The 17989-nt window shown below is 69.7% G+C and carries 16 protein-coding genes; 7 read left to right on the top strand and 9 right to left on the bottom strand.

The window, feature by feature from the left end; translation table 11 throughout:
• Positions 1-201: 201 nt before the first annotated feature.
• From FHW83_RS06950 to FHW83_RS06930, 5 genes are all read right to left on the bottom strand, one after another.
• Positions 202-888: a GNAT family N-acetyltransferase gene (locus tag FHW83_RS06950; protein ID WP_229224069.1), complete on the bottom strand. Its 687-nt coding sequence runs from the start codon at positions 886-888 to the stop codon at positions 202-204.
• Complete coding sequence (locus tag FHW83_RS06945; RefSeq protein WP_176645646.1) at positions 885-3515, bottom strand: BACON domain-containing protein; 2631 nt, start codon at positions 3513-3515, stop codon at positions 885-887. The genes FHW83_RS06950 and FHW83_RS06945 overlap by 4 nt, the downstream gene beginning before the upstream one ends.
• 114 nt (positions 3516-3629) lie before the next feature.
• Positions 3630-4814: a tetratricopeptide repeat protein gene (locus FHW83_RS06940; RefSeq protein ID WP_176645645.1), complete on the bottom strand. Its 1185-nt coding sequence runs from the start codon at positions 4812-4814 to the stop codon at positions 3630-3632.
• Positions 4815-4901: 87 nt separating this feature from the next.
• Positions 4902-6086, bottom strand: a complete 1185-nt coding sequence (locus FHW83_RS06935; RefSeq protein WP_176645644.1) for a hypothetical protein — start codon at positions 6084-6086, stop codon at positions 4902-4904.
• Between the two features lie 5 nt (positions 6087-6091).
• Positions 6092-6958: an HDOD domain-containing protein gene (locus FHW83_RS06930; protein ID WP_176645643.1), complete on the bottom strand. Its 867-nt coding sequence runs from the start codon at positions 6956-6958 to the stop codon at positions 6092-6094.
• Positions 6959-7142: 184 nt separating this feature from the next.
• Here FHW83_RS06930 and FHW83_RS06925 point away from each other — a divergent pair, with 184 nt between their 5' ends.
• The gene (locus tag FHW83_RS06925) at positions 7143-7724 is read left to right on the top strand and encodes a DNA-3-methyladenine glycosylase (protein WP_176645642.1); all 582 of its coding nucleotides are present in this window, start codon (positions 7143-7145) and stop codon (positions 7722-7724) included.
• Here the strand turns inward: FHW83_RS06925 and FHW83_RS06920 are convergent.
• Positions 7620-9269, bottom strand: a complete 1650-nt coding sequence (locus tag FHW83_RS06920; RefSeq protein WP_176645641.1) for a methyl-accepting chemotaxis protein — start codon at positions 9267-9269, stop codon at positions 7620-7622. The genes FHW83_RS06925 and FHW83_RS06920 overlap by 105 nt on opposite strands.
• 12 nt (positions 9270-9281) lie before the next feature.
• The gene (locus FHW83_RS06915; RefSeq protein ID WP_176645640.1) at positions 9282-9734 is read right to left on the bottom strand and encodes a cache domain-containing protein; all 453 of its coding nucleotides are present in this window, start codon (positions 9732-9734) and stop codon (positions 9282-9284) included.
• A gap of 168 nt (positions 9735-9902) precedes the next feature.
• Between FHW83_RS06915 and FHW83_RS06910 the strand changes: the two genes are divergently transcribed.
• From FHW83_RS06910 to FHW83_RS06895, 4 genes are read left to right on the top strand one after another with little or no spacing between them, the layout of a single operon-like run.
• On the top strand, positions 9903-11315 hold the full coding sequence (locus FHW83_RS06910) for a KamA family radical SAM protein (protein WP_229224068.1): 1413 nt from the start codon (positions 9903-9905) through the stop codon (positions 11313-11315).
• Between the two features lie 9 nt (positions 11316-11324).
• Positions 11325-12635 carry an MFS transporter gene (locus FHW83_RS06905; RefSeq protein WP_176645638.1) on the top strand — a complete coding sequence of 437 codons (1311 nt, stop codon included), beginning with the start codon at positions 11325-11327 and terminating at the stop codon, positions 12633-12635.
• 4 nt (positions 12636-12639) lie between these two features.
• Positions 12640-13533: a 2OG-Fe(II) oxygenase gene (locus FHW83_RS06900; protein ID WP_176645637.1), complete on the top strand. Its 894-nt coding sequence runs from the start codon at positions 12640-12642 to the stop codon at positions 13531-13533.
• 32 nt (positions 13534-13565) lie between these two features.
• A complete protein-coding gene (locus FHW83_RS06895) occupies positions 13566-14420 on the top strand; it encodes a fumarylacetoacetate hydrolase family protein (protein WP_176645636.1) in 855 nt (284 codons plus the stop codon).
• Here FHW83_RS06895 and FHW83_RS06890 read toward each other — a convergent pair.
• Positions 14395-15759 (bottom strand): aspartate aminotransferase family protein, encoded by a 1365-nt coding sequence (locus FHW83_RS06890; RefSeq protein WP_176645635.1) that lies wholly within the window; start codon positions 15757-15759, stop codon positions 14395-14397. The genes FHW83_RS06895 and FHW83_RS06890 overlap by 26 nt on opposite strands.
• A 107-nt stretch (positions 15760-15866) precedes the next feature.
• On the opposite strand from FHW83_RS06890, the gene FHW83_RS06885 reads away from it, so the two are divergent.
• On the top strand, positions 15867-16421 hold the full coding sequence (locus tag FHW83_RS06885; RefSeq protein WP_176645634.1) for a carboxymuconolactone decarboxylase family protein: 555 nt from the start codon (positions 15867-15869) through the stop codon (positions 16419-16421).
• The gene (locus tag FHW83_RS06880) at positions 16418-17416 is read left to right on the top strand and encodes a serine hydrolase (RefSeq protein WP_176645633.1); all 999 of its coding nucleotides are present in this window, start codon (positions 16418-16420) and stop codon (positions 17414-17416) included. The genes FHW83_RS06885 and FHW83_RS06880 overlap by 4 nt, the downstream gene beginning before the upstream one ends.
• Here FHW83_RS06880 and FHW83_RS30615 read toward each other — a convergent pair.
• A complete protein-coding gene (locus FHW83_RS30615) occupies positions 17413-17907 on the bottom strand; it encodes a PEP-CTERM sorting domain-containing protein (RefSeq protein WP_229224067.1) in 495 nt (164 codons plus the stop codon). The two genes, FHW83_RS06880 and FHW83_RS30615, sit on opposite strands and share 4 nt — an antisense overlap.
• Between the last annotated feature and the right edge of the window lie 82 nt (positions 17908-17989).

Genomic DNA, 17989 nt, shown 5'->3' with positions numbered 1-17989 from the left:
GTGGATGATGCGATACATATTAATGCCAGGCTGACGTACATTAGCGTTGCATAAAGTCGTGGGAGAGGGGTTGAGTTAGATCTGTTCACTGCGTTCGTCCGATTACGATGCGCGTCATCAGCATCGCTGGCGCATGGTGTCGGTTTACGGGACGTGATCGCCGAGGCCGAGCGTGCCGGCCGCCTGAAGAGAACGGTTGAGCTATTCCCTCACCACCACGCGCACCGTGGATTCGAGGTAGTCCTCGAAGCCCATGGCGAGGTAGAGCTGGTGCGCGGGGTTGTCGCGCATGACGTGCAGGAAGGAACGCTCGCCGCGCGCGGCGTGGCGCAGCAGCAGTTTGCCGATCAGTTTTCTGGCCAGCCCGCGCCCGGTGTGGTCCGGATGGGTGCAGACGCCGCTGATCTCGCACAGCCCCGGCGCGCGCAGGCGTTCGCCGGCCATGGCCACCAGCCGACCGTCCTCGACATACCCGAAGTAATCGCCCAGCTCGATGGTGCGGATGCCGAACGGTCCCGGCTTGCACAGGCTGGCCAGTGCCAGCGCCTGCTCCGCATGCCGCGCGTCCAGCGCCAGCGCGTCCGGCGCCGGGTCGGCCGGCGGCGGCGCGCCGTCCCACACCATGCGGAACATGGTGCTTTCCGCTTCGATGCGCCAGCCGGACGGCGCGGCGCCGGTCCAGCCATCGCAGTAGAAATGTTCGCCGCTGGCGCAGCATGAGGCCAGCGCGGCGAAGTCGGGCCGGGCCGGATCGGCGAAGGCGATGATGGGCGAGAAGCCCCGCGTGTAGCGGCGCGCCCCTTCGGTGCCGTCCGACCATTGGCGGTGGGCGCCGTTCAGCGCCCGCCAGAAGATGTGGTCGAGCACGGGGTCGCGCGGCAGGCTCATGGACCGATCGGCAGGAAGGTGACCACGTTGTCGTCGGTGATGGCGACCACCATCCAGCCGTCGCCGGACAGCGCCATCTGGCGCGGCAGCAGCTGGCGGCCGGTGGTGCTCAGCTTGTACTGCTGCAGGATCTTGGCGCCCGCGCTGTCGTACATGTAGATGTCGTTGTTGCTGGACTTGGCGGCGCCGCCGCAGAAGATGCGGCCGTCCAGCGCCACCTCGATGTTGTTGGGCGCGGCGTCGCCGATCGGCATGTAGCCGAGGATGCCGAGGTCGGTGGCGTTCATGATGACGCAGGACTTGGGCGTGGCGGCCGCGCTGTAGACGCGGGTGGCGTCGGCGCTGACCCACACGTCGGCGCCCTGGGCGCCGGGACTGGCGTGGCTGGCCGGCGCCACCTTGGCGGCGAACAGGGTGCCGTTGTTGAGCGCGGCGTAGTCGACGCTGGCGCTGGTGTGCTGGACGGTGGCGTTGCCCTCGTCCTGCTGCACCACGCGCTTGCCGTCGCGGCTGGCCGAGAGCGCGCCGCCGGTGCTCAACGGCAGGGTGCCGATGCGGGCGAAGCTGGAGGTCAGGAACAGCTGGCCGTCACTCAGCAGCAGCATCTCCACGCCGTTGGGACGGATCACCTTGAGGCGCGTGGCGGCCGTGCCGGGCGCGGACAGCACCAGCTGCTTGCTGATCGCGCGCGCGCTCAGGCTGACCGCGGTCAGGCGGGCGTTGTCGATGTCCACCACGTACAGGGTGTCGCCGTTGGGCGTGACCGCCATGTCGCCCAGGTGGGCCGAAAAGCCGGTGATGCTGGTTTCCTTGAGGCCGGTGTAGACGTTGTAGACGTCGATCACGGCGCCGCCGTTGTGCACGTAGGCGTAAGGGCGGGCCGGGTCGGTCACCACGTTGGCATAGGGCAGCGCGGCCTTGACGGCGGCCGCCGGCGCGGCCGCGCCTTTCCACAGCGCCACGCGAATCACTTCCGGCGCCACCGCGTCCGGGTCGGACGGGGTGATGGTGATGGTGGCGGTGCTGAGGGTGTCGTTCAGCAGCTGGCTCGGGTCGGCGGTCAGGATCAGCTTGTCGCCGCTGACGCCGACCACCAGCCACGCCGCGTCGCTGGTGGCGCTCATGCCGCCGAAGCTGGGGGAGTTGTAATTGTCGCCGACGGTGATGGTGCGGGTCAGGCGGCTCCAGCCCGGCATGCTGACGAAGGCCACGGCGGTCTCGGCCGGGAGCAGCTTGTGGGTGTCCTTGTTGATCGACAGCAGCACCGACGCCGGCACCGCGTCGCCGTTGACGCTGGCCACGGCGGTCAGCAGCGTGGACGTGACGCCGGGCGGCGCGTTGGCCGGCTTGGGCTTGAAGGTGACCGTGGCGCCGGCCGCGTTGACAGTGCCGCCGGTCGCGGTCACCGTGGCCCAGGTCGGCATGCCGTTCAGCTGCCAGGGCCAGCTGATGGTGCCGGTGTTGAGGCTCAGCTGGAGGGTCTGGCCGCTGGAAACGTCGCGGCCGTAGGTGCCGCCCAGCGTGACGGTGGTGGCCGAGGGGTTCGAGGTGATCAGCGTGGCCAGCGTGGCCTTGTTCAGGTTGAGCGTGACCGGCAGCGTGCGCACCGGCAAGCCCTGCGGCGTGATGGTGACGGCGGCGTTGTAGGTGCCGCTGGCCAGCTTGCCCACGGTCGGGTCGACCCTCAGCACGGTGCTGGCCGGGGTGGCGCCGGCGGTGGGCGAGACGCTCAGCCAGCCGGCGTTGCTGCTGGCGGTCCAGTTGGCGGTGAGCTTGTTGTCGGTGTCGAGGCTGACGATCTGGCTCGGGATGGCCGCGCCGTTGATGGCGGTGATGGTCACGCTGTTGCTGCCCAGGACCAGGCCCGGCGGCAGCACGGTGAGCGCCACCGGCAACACCACGCTCTGGTTGTCGTTGGAGGTGATGGTCAGGTTGGTGCTGTAGCCGCCCGGCGCCAGGCCGGTGGCGTCGTAGCTGACCGCCAGGCTGCCGTCGCCGGTGCCGCTGGCGGCGCTGAGCTTGAGCCAGGCGGCGCCGCCGGTGCTGGCGGTCCAGCTGCGGCCGACGGCGCCGATCGCCACGCTGACCGGGGCCGGGGCCGGCGCGCCGCTCTGGGCGGTGCCGCTCAGCGGCATGGCCGGCACGGCGCTGAAGGTGGTGCTGCCGGCCGGCAGCACGGTGATGTCATATGGCAGCGCCACCGGCGAACCGGGGAACTGGCTGGCGCAGCCGTTGTCGCGGCACAGCCGCACGCTCAAGCTGCCCTTGTAATTGCCGGCCGCCAGCGAGGGCGAGGACAGCAGCACGGCGTGGTACTGGCTGTCGCTGTCGCGCACCACGCTGGAGCTCGGGAGGATGACGCCGTTGGCGTCGGTCACGCTGGCGAACACGGTCGCGCCGCTGAAGTCGGCCGGGCGGGTGACGGCCGCCATCACGTTGACCGTCAGCGAGGTGCCGGCGAGCACGCTGGCCGTGACGCTGGCGGGGGTGAAGCTCAGCGCCGGGCTGGCGACGGGGGCGGTGGGGCCGCCGCCGGTGCCGCCGCCACCACCACCGCCGCCGCAGCCGGCGAGCAATGCAGCGACGAGGAGGGGAATGGCGGCGTGGGCGGGCCAGGGTCTGAGCATGACGGGATCCTTGTGGTATGCAGCTGAAGAAGTGCAGCTTAATTTACTTGCAATTGTTGCGCGACCGCAACAATGTGTCAAGCGTAAGCCGATGCAGCATACCACCGCCATGCCTTATTTCGCGCGCACCTCGGCCGCGTGGGCGCGAATGCGGTCGAGCTTGGCCGCGTACAGGTCGTGGTCGCCGCGCGTGGTGCTGTTTTTCATCGCCTGCGCCATGTGGACGTCGGCCGCGCGCAGGTTGCCCAGCTGGTAGTTGGCCACGGCCAGCCAGAAGTGGAACTCGTGGTAGTCGGGCACCCGTTCCAGTTCCCGCTCGAACAGCTTGCGGGCGCGCGCGTAGTCGCCCAGCTTCATCGCCTCCTGGCCCTGGAGGAAGAAGTGGAACGGCGGATACGGTTCCAGCCTGGCCAGGCGCGCGCGCAGCACGGCCGCCTCCCCGGGCTTGTTCACGCTTTCCAGCGTTTGCGCCAGGTTGGCCAGGTAGATGGTGTTGTCGGGCGCTTGCGCGTGGGCGTAGCGCAGCGCCTGCTCGGCGGCGTCCTGGTTGCCGTGGTGCTGGTAGATCACGCCCAGCGTGTTGTAGGCGTTGAGGAAGAGCGGATCGACCTCGGCGGCCTTGCGCGCGGCCCAGTAGGCGTCGTCGACCTGGCCGGTGGACAGCAGCTCGGCGGCGCGGTTGTTGAGGTACATGGCGATGATGGTGGACTCGTCCAGCGGCCGCGCCTCCTCGCGCGCCTTGGCCGGCACCGGGATGAAGTCCACCGTCAGCGAGTTGGCGGTGTCCATGCTGTAGGCGGTGTAGGGGTTGCGATCAGTGCGCGGCCGGCCCAGCGCCAGGTTGACGTGGTTGCTGGCGAAGTACAGGTTGCCGGCGCGGCTCCACACCTCGTCGACCTGGATCTGCTGGAACTGCACCGGCAGGTTGAGCTCGCGCGCGAGGGCGGCGGTCATGATCGCCAGCGACAGGCAGTTGCCGGCGCGCGCCTCGAAGGTTTGCGCGGCGTTGCGGGTCATGGCGGAGTCGTATTCGAGCTGCAGCTTGTCGCGCCGGTAGAGCGCGTCGAACAGCTGGCGCCGCACGTCCCGGCCGGGCGCCTGCGCGCCGATCTCGTGCTGGACGTAGTCGCGCATGGCCGGGCTGAGGGCGAACACGCGGCTGGTGTCCACCGGCGCGCTGGGCGGCTGGAACAGCTGGTCGTGGAATAGTTGCTGCTGGGGCGCCTGGCGCGCCACCGGCTGGCTGGCGCAGCCGCCGAGGATGGCGCAGGCGCACAGGATCAGGGCCCATGGTTTCATGACAGTCTCCCTTCGCCGCGGAATCTCCGTTCCGCGTACAGGAAAGTATCCTCGGCTCGGAGGGGACTGTCAAACAGGAAATCGCTTTCAGTCCAGCGGATCTTCCGAGACCGAGATATCGCTCAGGCCCAGGCTGGACAGGGCGTCGGCCAGGTCCTCCAGCGCCAGGGCGAGCTCGGCCGCCGGGTCGTGCGGCTTGGCCGCCGTGACCAGCTCGGCGCCGTCCAGCGACAGGCGCACCAGCAGCGCCTCGTCGTCGTCGGACGGGGCGATCACGGCCCGCGCCCGGGCCGGGTCGTGGCCGGCGATGGCCTGGTTGAGTTCGGACAGCAGCCGCAGCATGTGGTACTCGGACTGGCCCTGGGCGCGGGCGCCGAAGAACAGGTCCTGGTACTGGAAGTTGAGCGTGAGCGCCGGGTCGGCGCCGCGCGCGCGGCCGAGGCAGCGCGCCACCAGCGGCGCGTATTGCTCGGTCCACTTCTGGTAGGCCTCGGCGCGCCTGGCGAAGTAGGCGTCGGCCGCCTTTTCACTGGCCGGCACCTGGTAGAAGGCGTCGTCGGCGCGCTTGAGGGCGAAGCCGACCAGGAAGCGCAGCTCGACCGCGCTGTCCTCGGCGCCGAAGCCGGTGGGCGACCAGCCGTGCCTGAGGCTGCGCTCGAGCGCCGGCGCGGCGGCGATTTTTTTCTCGGTCAGCGAGCGCGCGGCCTCGCGCAGCATGGCGTGCAGCTGGCCGTAGCTGATGCGTTCGACCTCGGCGGCGTCGTAGGCGTGGCTGACCAGCACCACCTTGGCGTGCGGGCTTTCCAGGCCGGCCGCGGTGAAGCTGGCCAGCAGGGCGTCGTAGGCGTCGCCGTCCTGGAAGTCGTGGGCCGGGTCGAGCCCGCCCTGGCTGTGCACGAACAGCGGGATGGCGAAGGCGTCGATCTCCAGCGCGGGCGCGTCGTCGCGGCGCAGCAGCAGGTTGGCCGCGCCTTCCTCGACGGCGTTGCGCAGGTAGCGGTAGCCGTCGAGCGACTCGTCGCGCGCCAGCTCGATGGCGCCGTACAGCGCCTCGTCCTTGCCCTGCGCCAGCAGGCGGCGCAGCAGGCGCTGGAAGTCGATGTGCTTCTGCTCCAGCTCGGCGCGGGTGGCGGCGGCCACGATGTCGGCGCCGGCCGATTCGTCGGCCAGCTCGAGCGCCAGCGCGCACAGCTCGGTGGATTGTTGCTCGTCCTTGGTTTCCGGGGAGGGCTTGGCGGCTTTGCGCGCGACGGGGCGCTTGTTCTTCGGCATTGTTGTCAGCGTTCGGTATGGAAGGTTTCGTTGAGTTCTTCGAGCAGGTCCTCGGTTTCATCCTCGGTCAGGCCGAGGTGGCGGCAGGCGCTGTCGCCGCCCTTCTCCCACTCGTGCGAGGTGCCGCGCCCGTGCAGGCGCTGGATGCCCTTTTCCGCCAGCAGCGACAGCGCCACCAGCGAGCGGATGGCGTCGTCGGTGGACGGGTCCTCCAGCACGCGGTAGTCGTGGTGCAGCAGGATGGCCCACGACACGTCCGGCGACAGGCCCCAGTTGCGCGCCAGCAGGCAGCCGATGGCGGCGTGGTTGGTGCTGTAGCGGGCGTCCTCGATGGCGGTGAACACGCCGTGCGGGTCGTTGCAGGCCTGCTCGTAGGTGGCGCGGTAGTCGGCGAAGCGGTTCATCAGCAGCGGCACGCCGATGTCGCAGAACAGGCCGAAGGTGTGGGCGATGTCGGGCGGGGCGATGCGCAGCTTGCGCGAGGTGAACACCAGCGCCTGGGCGCGCCGCGCCGACACTTCCCAGAAGGCGTTGAGGTCGGCCTCCCTGCCTTCCAGCGCCTGGCGCGCCAGCAGGCCGGTCAGCAGTGCCGCGCACTGGTTGATGCCGAGGAAGTTGATGGCCTGCTCGACCGACTTGGCCTTGCGCGCGGCGCCGAAGAACGGCGAGTTGGCCAGCTTCAGCAGGGCGCCCGACATGCCGACGTCGTTGCCGATGATGCGGGCGATCTGGCGCGGCGACGGATCTTCCCGGGCCAGCTCGCGCTGCAGGTCGACGAGCAGGCTGGGCCGGGGCGGAATCCGGATGGAGCGCATCAGCGCGTCTTCCACCGCGTTTTCTGTTGGCATGGCAGGGGCAGCAACTGGCGTCATGGTGTTATTCAGGGGTAAAGGCAATCGTACCCTCGATTATCGCCGCAAGCGGCGGGCTGTTGCGCGAATTTATGGCGATTTTCTGCGCGCGGCGCCGAATTTTTTCATTTATCGGCGGGATTCGATATTCATTTGTCACGACTTTTGTAATCGTGCCGTCCAGATTGGCATTTAAAATAGACGCATGATTACCAAACTGGCTGGCATCGATTTCAGCGCGCCCTCCCACGAGGTGGCGCGGCAGCTCATCGGCGTGACGCTGCTGGTGGACGGCGTGGGCGGACGCATCGTCGAGACCGAGGCCTACGACCGCGGCGAGCCGGCCTCGCATTGCTACATCGGCGAGACGGCGCGCAATTTCTCCATGTTCGGGCCGCCCGGGCGCAGCTATGTGTACCGCTCGCACGGCCTGCACTGGTGCCTGAATTTCGTCTGCCGCGAGGAGGGCCACGGCGCCGGGGTGCTGATCCGCGCGCTGCAGCCGACCCACGGGCTGGAACTGATGCGCGCGCGGCGCGGGTTGGACGAGGAGCGCCTGCTGTGCTCCGGGCCGGGGCGGCTGTGCCAGGCGCTGGGCGTGACGCGCGACTTCAACAACCTGCCGTTGGCGGCGCCGCCGTTCCAGCTGATCGCGCGCGAGCGCAAACGCGAGGTCGAGGTGCTAGCCGGCATGCGCATCGGCATCTCCAAGGCGGTGGAGCTGCCGTGGCGCTTCGTCGAGGCCGGGTCGCGCTTCCTGAGCAAGCCCCACCGCGCCGTCGGCTGATGGCTCCAGCTTGAACACCGACACCGCGCGCGACAGCTGCCCGGCCTGTTCCCGCAGGCTGGCGGCGGCGGCCGCCGCCTGTTCGACCAGCGCGGCGTTGCGCTGGGTCACATCATCCATCTGGCCCACCGCCTGATTGACCTCGGCGATGCCCTGCGCCTGCTCGGCGCTGGCGGCGCTGATGCGGGCGATGACGTCGTTCACCTGCCGCACGGCGGCGACGATGCCGGCCATGCGCTCGCCGGCCTGCTGCACGGTGGCGCTGCCGCTGTCGATGGTGGCGACCGAGGCGGCGATCAGGGTCTTGATCTCCTTGGCGGCGGCGGCCGAGCGCTGCGCCAGCGTGCGCACCTCGGCGGCCACCACGGCGAAGCCGCGGCCCTGCTCGCCGGCGCGCGCCGCCTCGACGGCGGCGTTCAGCGCCAGGATGTTGGTCTGGAACGAGATGCCGTCGATGACGGCGATGATGTCGACGATCTGGCGCGAGCTGGCGCGGATGGTGGCCATGGTGTGCACCGCGTCCGCCATCGCCGCGCCGCCGTGTTGCGCCAGGTCGCTGGCGCCGGCCGCCAGCTGGCAGGCCTGGCGCGCGTTGGCGGCGTTGGCCTGCACGGCTTGCGTCAGGCTGTTCATGGCGCTGGCGGTCTGCTCCAGCGAGGTGGCCTGGACTTCGGTGCGGGTCGACAGGTCGAGATTGCCGCTGGCGATTTCGCGCGCGGCCAGGTCGATCGAGCGCACCGCGCCGAGGATGGTGGTGAGGGTCTGCGTGAGGTTGGCCATGGTCTGGTCCAGCATGCGCGCGGTGTCGGCGATTTCGTCGCGGCCGTGGACGCCGCCGCCGGCGGCCAGGCGGCCGGCGGCCAGCGCCATCACCACGTCGGCGATGGCGCGGATGTCGCGCAGCATGGCGCCGCGCACGGCCATGGTGACGCCGAGCGACAGCGCGATCGACAGCAGCACCATCGCCGTCATGCTGGTGTTGAGGGTGCGGAAGTCGGCCTTGGCCTGCGCGTGGGCCTGTTCGCCCAGCCGCTTTTCCAGCGCCGCCAGGCTGGCCAGCTGTTCGTTCAGCAGCAGGAACTGCTTTTCCGCGATGGCCATGGAATTGGTGGCGATGCTCTGGTCCATCCGCGCCATGTCCATGGTTTGCAGCACGGCCTTGCGGTAGGCCGCCAGCGCCCGCAGCGATTGCGCGACGATCTGGCGCTCGCCGGCGTCGGCCAGCGCGTCGAGGTTGCGCAACTGGGTGTCGATGGCGGCGTGGCGCGCCTTGATGTCGCGCGCCAGCGCGTCCAGGCGGTTCTGGGCGAAGCTGCCGTTGACCCACGCCAGCAGCTGGTAGATGTTGGCGTGGGCGTAGCGCGCCTCGCCGCTGACGTCGGCCGCCGCCTTGAGGCGCGCGGCGCGCACCTGCACCAGATTCTCCAGCGAGGCGTTCTGGCGCACCATGCCGAGATAGGCCGCGCCGGCGGTGGCGATCAACAGCAGCAGCACCAGCATCGGCGCGAGCAGCAGTTTGGGACCGATACGCAGTTGGTTCAGCATGGCGCGCTCCGGCTATTTCTTGTAGATGCCCGCTTCCAGCACGACGTCGCCGACGCGCAGGATGTAGGTGGTCTTGGGTTCGATCTTGCCGGTGGTGGGGTTCTTGTACTGGTAGTCGACCCAGCCATGGCCTTTTTTGGCGGCCAGCTCGATGATCTCGCGGCGGTATTTCTTGCCGCTGGCGTCGGGGATGTCGGTCAGGTCCTTGCCGACGATGGAGGGGTTGACCGGGTGCGCCAGCACGATGCCGGTCCTGATGTCGCGGATGTCGACGTAGAGCGAGCCTTGGAGATAATCGGGGTCCTTGGCGGCGATCTTTTTGATGAAGGCTTCCTGGCCGTTGGCCTTGATGAAGGCGGCGCCTTTTTCCGCCATGGCGATGGCGTCCTTCTCGGTCGGTTCGCTGGCGTGGGCCGGCACGCCGAGGATGGCGGCGAGGACGGCGGCGGCGGTGTGGATGTTCATGTGCGGCTCCTGTGTGGTGGATGGCGCTATGAACTTTACGTGCCTGCCGGGAGCGCGAATTGCGCTGGCGCAAGCCGTGCAACATTTCCGTGAGTCAGTTGATGCGTGGCAATTTGGCTGGCGGCGCGCGGCCTAGCATGGAGTTTTCCGACCATGAAGGAAGCCGCGATGGATACGCCCAAATTCAAACCGTTCATACGACAGACCATTTCGCACGCGCGCCAGTGGGAGTGGATCCCGCCCGATCTGCAGGAGGCGGTGCGGGTGGTGTCGCACGTGCTGCCGTTCCGCACCAACGAGTATGTGCTCGATCACCTGATCGACTGGAACAATATCCCGGACGATCCGATTTACCGGTTGACCTTTCCGCACCGGGACATGCTGGCGCCGGACGACTACGCGCGGCTGAAGGAGCTGGTGCTGGGCCGGGCCGACCAGGCGGCGCTGGCGGAGCTGGTGCGGCGCATCCGGCTGCGCATGAATCCCCATCCGGCCGGGCAGATGACGCACAACGTGCCGCGCGTGAACGACGCGCCGTTGAAGGGCCTGCAGCACAAGTACAAGGAGACGGTGCTGTTCTTCCCGAGCTCGGGCCAGACCTGTCATGCGTACTGCACGTTCTGCTTCCGCTGGCCGCAGTTTGTCGGCATGGACGACATGAAGTTCGACGCCAGGGAGTCGCACGAGCTGGCGTCCTACCTGCGCATGCATCCGGAGGTGACGGATGTGCTGATCACCGGCGGCGATCCGCTGATCATGAACACGCGTTCGCTGGAGGCCTACATCGAGCCGCTGCTGGCGCCGGAGCTGGCGCACATCCAGAACATCCGCATCGGCACCAAGTCGGTGGCGTATTGGCCGCAGCGCTTCGTGACGGACCGCGACGCCGACGATCTGCTGCGGCTTTTCGAGCGGGTGGTCCGGGCCGGCAAGAACATGGCCATCATGGGGCATTACAACCATGCGGTGGAGCTGCGGCAGGAGCTGGCGCAGCAGGCGGTCAAGCGGATTGTCGGCACCGGGGCCACCCTGCGCATGCAGGGGCCGTTGATCCGGCACATCAACGAGGATCCGGCGTCGTGGGCGGAGCTGTGGCAGACCGGGGTGCGGCTGGGGGCGATTCCGTACTATATGTTCGTCGAGCGCGACACCGGCCCGCGCGAGTATTTCCAGCTGCCGCTGGCGCGCGCGCACGAGATTTTCCAGGCGGCCTACCAGATGGTGTCCGGCCTGTCGCGCACGGTGCGCGGGCCGTCGATGAGCGCTTTCCCGGGCAAGGTGGTGATCGACGGGGTGGCGACGATAGGCGGCGAGAAGGTGTTCGCCTTGCAGTTCCTGCAGGCGCGTAACGCGGACTGGGTGCGCAAGCCGTTTTACGCGAAGTTCGATCCGCGGGCGACCTGGATGGACGAGCTGAAGCCGGCGTTCGGCAAGGAGCGGTTTTTCTTCGAGGAGGAGGGCGGGGCGCGCAGCGAATCCGGCGCGCCGGGGCCGCGCAAGGTGATCCCGTTGATGGCGGCGCGCCAGGAGGGCGGCGGCGCCGCGCCATCGGCGGGCTGCGATTCGCACAGCGCGGCCTAGGCGGCGGTGATGCGCGATCATGCCGAGCCCTCGCCCACGGCGGGCGCTCCCGCGGCGCCGGTGGCTGGCGCCGCGCCGCTGTCGGGGCGGGCCATGTTTGTGCTGGTGTTCCTGCCGTTCGCGCTCGGGCATTTTCTCTCGAGCCTGATGCGCACGGTGAACGCGACGCTGGCGCCGCAGCTGGTGGCGGCGCTGGCGCTGACGCCCGGCGAGCTTGGGCTGCTGACCAGCGCCTTCTTCCTGGCGTTCGCGCTGGCCCAGCTGCCGGTCGGGATCGCGCTCGATCGCTGGGGGCCGGCCAAGGTGCAGCTGCCGATGCTGCTGCTGGCCGGCGTCGGCGCGCTGGCGTTCGCCGGCGGCCAGACGTTCGCCCAGCTGCTGGCGGCGCGCGCGCTGATCGGGCTGGGGCTGGGCGGCTGTTTCATGTCGGCGGTGAAGGCCATCTCGACCTGGATCGCGCCGGCGCGGCTGCCGTCGGTGCAGGGCTATCTGATCGCGGTGGGCGGCCTGGGCGCGGCGTCGGCCACGCTGCCGGTGCGCCTCGCGCTGCATTACATGGACTGGCGCGGGCTGTTCGTGTGGCTGGCGGCGGCGGCGGCGCTGATCGGCGTCCTGATACGCGCGCTGTCGCCGCCGCAGCCGCCCGGCGCGCACAGGACGGCGCCGCTGGCGGCGATGCGCGACGTCTACCGCCATCCGGCCTTCCGCGCGACTGCGGGGCTGGTGCTGGTGCCGCACACGGTGTTCTTCGGCATCCAGGGCTTGTGGATCAGCCGCTGGCTGAGCGACGTGGCGCGCTATTCGGAGGAGGCGGTGGGCTATCTGCTGTACCTGGGCATGGCGGCGGTAATCTTCGGCGCGATCGCGGTGGGCATGGTGACCGAGTGGGCGGCGCGGCGCGGCGTGCGGCCGATCAGCGTGGCGGCGGCCGGGGTGGCGCTGTTCGTCGCGGTGCAGCTGGGCTTTGTGCTGGACTGGCGGCCCAGCTACCAGCTGCTGTCGGTGCTGTTCACGCTGGTGGGCACGGTGACCGGCATCGAGTACACCATCGTCGCGCAAAGCCTGCCCGGCGCGCTGACGGGGCGCGCGGCCACCTGCCTCAATCTGCTGATTTTCCTGGGCTCGTTCGCGGTGCAGGCGGGTTTCGGCATGATAGTGGGCTGCTGGCGGCCGGATTTTTCCGGCCATTACCCGGCGCCGGCGTATCAGGCGGCGTTTGGCGCGCTGGTGTTGCTGCAGCTGCCCGGATTGCTGTGGTTCGTGCGGCGCCGCCGGCGCAATCCGGTAGAATGGGTTTCCCCTCCGACCGGGCCCCGATGACGCGATGACCGACTCTGACAACGCCTTTGCCTCCCTGCCGCAGACCTGGCGCGCCTGGATCACGGAAAACCTGGAGCGCGGTTGCAGTCCGCTCGACATGGCCAACAGCATGGCGCGCTCCGGGCAGCACAGCATGGCCGCGGCGCGCGCGGCGATCGACGCGGCGCTGCGCCAGCGCGCCGGCGCCAATGGCGACGTCAGCGCCCCGGCGCCGGCCGCCGCCAGCGCGTTCTCGGCGCCGCGCGCGATGCCGTATATCGATGTCTCCAGCAACCGCATCGCCGCGCCGGACCGCGAGGTGGAGGTGCTGTTCGTGCTGAAAAAGCCGCAGGTGATCCTGCTCGGGCATGTGCTGAGCGACGAGGAGTGCGACGCCATCATCGCCCACTGCGGCACGCGCTACACCCGTTCCACGGTGACGGCGGAAGCCGACGGCGCCAGCGTGGTGCACGAAGGCCGCACCAGCGAGATGGCCTTCATCCAGCGTGGCGAGACCGAGGTGGCCGAGCGCGTGGACCGGCGCCTGGCGGCGCTGGCGCACTGGTCGCCCGAGTGCAGCGAGCCGTTCCAGCTGCAAAAGTATGGGGTGACGCAGGAGTACCGGCCGCATTACGACTGGCTCGATCCGGACAGCGCCGGCCACCGCGCCCACCTGGCGCGCGGCGGCCAGCGGCTGGCGACCTTTGTGCTGTACCTGTGCGATGTGGAGCAGGGCGGCGGCACGGTGTTCCCGGGCCTGGGGCTGGAGGTGTTTCCGAAGAAGGGCAATGCGCTGTGGTTCCTGAATACCGACGGCAATCACCAGCCGGACCCGCAGACGCTGCACGGCGGCGCGCCGGTGGTGAGCGGCACCAAGATCATCGCCAACAAGTGGCTGCGGCAGGAGCGCTACGGGTAGAATGTCGCCATCTTTTCAATTGAGGATGAAGTATGCGACTTGTACGTTATGGCCGCCCCGGCAAAGAGAAACCTGGCCTGATCGATGAGGAGGGCAAGCTGCGCGACCTGTCCGGCGTGATCGCCGACATCGACGCGGCGGCGCTGGCGCCGAAATCGCTGCGCAAGCTGGAGAAGATCGCGCACGCCTCGCTGCCGCTGGTGCGCGGCAATCCGCGCTTCGGCGTGCCGCTGGCGCGCGTGGGCAAGTTCATTTGCATCGGCCTCAATTACGCCGACCACGCGGCCGAATCGGGCCTGCCCGCGCCCAAGGAGCCGATCGTGTTCATGAAGGCGACCAGCGCGCTGAATGGCCCGGACGATCCGATCATGCTGCCGCAAGGCTCGAAGAAGACCGACTGGGAGGTGGAGCTGGGCATCGTGATCGGCGCGCGCGCGCAGTACGTGAGCGAGGCCGACGCGCACCAGTTCATCGCCGGCTACACGGTGGTCAACGATGTGTCGGAGCGCGCCTACCAGCTGGAGCGCGGCGGCACCTGGGACAAGGGCAAGGGCTGCGACACCTTCGGCCCGGTGGGCCCGTGGCTGGTGACGCGGGAGGATATCTACGACGTGCAGGACCTGGACCTGTATCTGGAGCTGAACGGCAAGCGCATGCAGACCGGGAACACCTCGACCATGATTTTCACGGTGGCGCAGATCGTCAGCTACCTGTCGCAGTTCATGACGCTGGAGCCGGGCGACGTGATCGCCACCGGCACGCCGCCGGGCGTGGGCATGGGCCGCAAGCCGCAGCGCTTCCTGAAGAAGGGCGACACGCTGCGGCTGGGGATCGCCGGCCTGGGCGAGCAGCAGGCCGAGGTCATTGGCTGGCAGGCGCGCAAGTAGGCGCGGAAGTCAGCGCCGAGGTCAGCGCCGAGGTCAGCGCGTCCGCCAGGCGGCCGGTGATCTCCGCCAGCTGCGCCTCGCTGGCGATGAAGGGCGGCGCCAGCAGCACGTGGTCGCCAAGCCGGCCGTCGATGGTGCCGCCCATGGGGTAGACCATCAGGCCGCGCGCCATGGCGGCCTCCTTGATGCGGGCGTGCAGGCGCAGGGACGGGTCGAACGGCGTTTTGCGGTCGCGCTCCGCCACCAGCTCCAGCGCGACCAGCAAGCCGCGGCCGCGGATGTCGCCCACGTGCGGGTGGTCGCCGAAGGCGTCGCGCAGCAGGCGGCGCAGGGCGGCGCCGCGCATGGTGACGGCGCCCAGCAGGTTGTCGCGCTGGATCACCTTTTGCACCGCCAGCGCGGCGGCGGCGGCCACCGGGTGGCCCATGTAGGTGTGGCCGTGCTGGAAGGCGCCGCTGCCGTCGCGCAGGCGCCGCACGATGTGCTCGCGCGCCAGCACCGCGCCGATCGGCTGGTAGCCGGCGCCCAGTCCCTTGCCCAGCACCACCAGGTCGGGCAGCACGCCCTCCTGCTCGAACGCGTACAGCGTGCCGCAGCGGCCCATGCCGCACATGACTTCATCGAGGATCAACAGCAGGCCGTATTGGTCGCACAGCCGGCGCACGCCGCGGAAGTAGCCGGGCGTGGGCGGCACGGCGCCGGCGGTGGCGCCGACCACGGTTTCGGCCACGAAGCCGATCACGTGGTCCGGGCCGGCCGCCAGGATGGCCGCCTCCAGTTCGCGCAGCAGGGCGGCGGTGTAGTCCTCGCGGCTCTGGCCATCGGCGCGGTCGCGGTATTCGTAGCAGGGCGCCACCCGCGGCACCTCGATCAGCAGCGGCGCGAAGGGCGCGCGCCGCCATTGGTTGCCGCCCACGGCCAGCGCGCCGAGCGTGTTGCCGTGGTAGCTCTGGCGGCGGGCGATGAAGGTGGCGCGCCGCGGCTGGCCGGCCTCGCACCAGTACTGGCGCGCCAGCTTGAGCGCGGTCTCCATGGCTTCCGAGCCGCCCGAGACGAGGTAGACGTGATCGAGGTCGCCGGGGGCGTCGGCGGCCAGGCGGGCGGCCAGCTCCTCGGCCGCCGCGCAGGTGAAGAAGGCGGTGTGGGCGTAGGCGTTGCGGTCGATCTGGGCGTGCATGGCGGCCAGCACCTCGGGGTGGGCGTGGCCGAGCGAGGAGACGGCGGCGCCGCCGCTGGCGTCGAGGTATTCGCGGCCGGCGCCGTCGGTGACGGTGAGGCCGGCCGCGCGCACGGCCAGCGGCGGGGCGCGGCGCAGGTCGCGGTGGATGATGTGGCTCATGGCGTGTCCTTTCGGGTGGGGGCGGACTGCCGACGATAGCCCGGAACGGCTTGCGCGCTTTTGATTTATGCCGGAACATGGCGCAATATTTTTTGGAGGGAGGCCGGATGGAGGATCGCTTGGGACCGATCGCGTTCGCGGACATGAGCGCGGCGCAGCAGGTGGCGGCGCAGGCGGTGATCGACGGGCCGCGCGGGGCGTTGTATGGGCCGTTCGTGCCGCTGATACGCTCACCGGAGCTGATGGCGGCGGCGCAGCGCATGGGCGAGTACCTGCGCTATCGCTCGGCGATCGGCACGCGCCTGACCGAGCTGGCGATCCTGGTGACGGCGCGCCACTGGAGCCAGCAGGTGGAGTGGGCGATCCACGCGCCGATCGCGCGCGATCACGGCGTCGCGGACGAGACCATCGCGGCGATCGCGGCGCGCCGGCGGCCGGACCGGCTGGCGACCGACGAGGCGCTGGTGTACGACTTCTGCGTGCAGCTGCACCAGCGGCAGCGGGTGGACGACGCCACCTACGCGGCGGCGCTGGCGGCGTTCGGCGAGCATGGGGTGGTTGATCTGATGGGCATCAACGGCTACTACACCTTCCTGGCGATGGTGATGAACGCGGCGCAGACGGCCGCGCCTTCCACGGCGGCGGCGCCGTTGCCGGCATGATGCGGGATTACTTCGAGGCGGCGAGGGCCGCGCTGCCGGCCGACGGTCCCGGTTTCAGCGCGGTGGTGGTGCGGGACGGGCAGGTGGCGTATGAGCTGCATCACGGCCTGGCGTCGCTGGAGCTGGGCGTGCCGTTGTCGGCGGAGTCGATGTATTACCTGGCGTCCGAGTCCAAGCAGTTCACGGCGGCGGCGGTGCTGACGCTGGTGCGCGCCGGGCGCGTCGGGCTGGATGACGACGTGTGCGCGCATCTGCCGGAGCTGGCCGGCTTCGGGCAGGCGTTTCCGCTGCGGTCGCTGCTGAACCACAGCAGCGGCATCCCCGATTATTTCCAGTTCCTGCGCTGCCAGCCGGGCCGGCGCGAGGCGGACTATTTCAACAACGACGATATCCTGGCGCTGATCGCGCGCATGGACAGCGTGGCGTTCACCACCGGCGAGCGGCATGGCTACAGCAACAGCAACTACATTTTGCTGGCGGCGCTGGTGCTGCGGCTGAGCGGGCAGTCGCTCGGCGCGTATGTGCGGGAGCGGTTGCTGCTGCCGCTGGGCATGACGCGCAGCGGTTTTGACGAGGACCGGCGCAACGTGCTGGCGCGGCGGGTGTCGAGCTACGAGGCCGACGCGGCGCGGCCGGGCGGCTATCTGCAGCATCTGGGCAACGCCAACACGGTGGGCGATGGCGGCTTTTACGCCAGCACGCGGGAGCTGGCGCGGTGGGAGCGCGAGTGGCACCGGCAGTGGGGGCGGCCGGACAGCCTGTTGCGGGCGATGCTGCAGCCGTCGCCGCTGGCCGACGGCGTGGCGCCGAGTTACCGCTTCGGGTTGGAGTGGACGCGGCGCGGCGACCACGAGGTGGTGTTCCACGGCGGCTGCCTGTGGGGCTTCAACACCATGATCCTGCGCCTGCCGCGGCAGGCGCTGTCGGTGATCCAGCTGTCCAACAGCGACCGCGTGGTGCCGGACTGGGAGCAGCTGGTGGCGGCGCTGGCCTAGGCGCGGCGGCGGCGCGCGGCGGCGCCCACCAGGGCCAGGCCGCCCAGCAGCATGCCGCGGGTGGCCGGTTCGGGCACGGCGGCGGCGATGGTCAGGGTGTAGTTGCGGCCGCCCTGGAATTCGCTCAGGGCGAAGGTGCCGAGCTTGAACACGGGCTGGCTCTCGGCGCCGGTGTACAGTTGGGCGCCGTCGGAGGACAGCAGCACCTTGTCGCCGGAGAAATCCTCGATCTGCAGGCCGCCGCCGCCGCCGCCGTGGAAGAAGATCAGGTCGACGAAGCCGAACACGGCGCCGGGGAAGTTGCCGCTGACGTCCCACAGGACGAAGCCCTCGCCGGCGCTGACCTTGTCCGGGGTGGGCGCGGAGTCGAGCCGCCAGCTGGCGCTGTAGTCGCCGCTCACGGTGAAGTTGTAGAGGGCGGCGTTGGCGACGCCGGCCCACAGCAGCAGTGCCGCTGCCGCGGCGCCGCTCAGGATCTGCTTCAGTTTCATCGGAATAGCTCCTCTCGGTTGGTCTTGATGGAATATCGACACGCCGCTCGAGCCCGCTTGCGGCGTGGTCAATGCTACACCA

The sequence above is a fragment of the Duganella sp. SG902 genome (genome assembly GCF_013376005.1).
Taxonomy (GTDB): domain Bacteria; phylum Pseudomonadota; class Gammaproteobacteria; order Burkholderiales; family Burkholderiaceae_D; genus Rugamonas.
The sequence above is the reverse complement of the archived record's forward strand: the minus strand, read 5'-3'. Positions and strand labels throughout refer to the sequence as shown.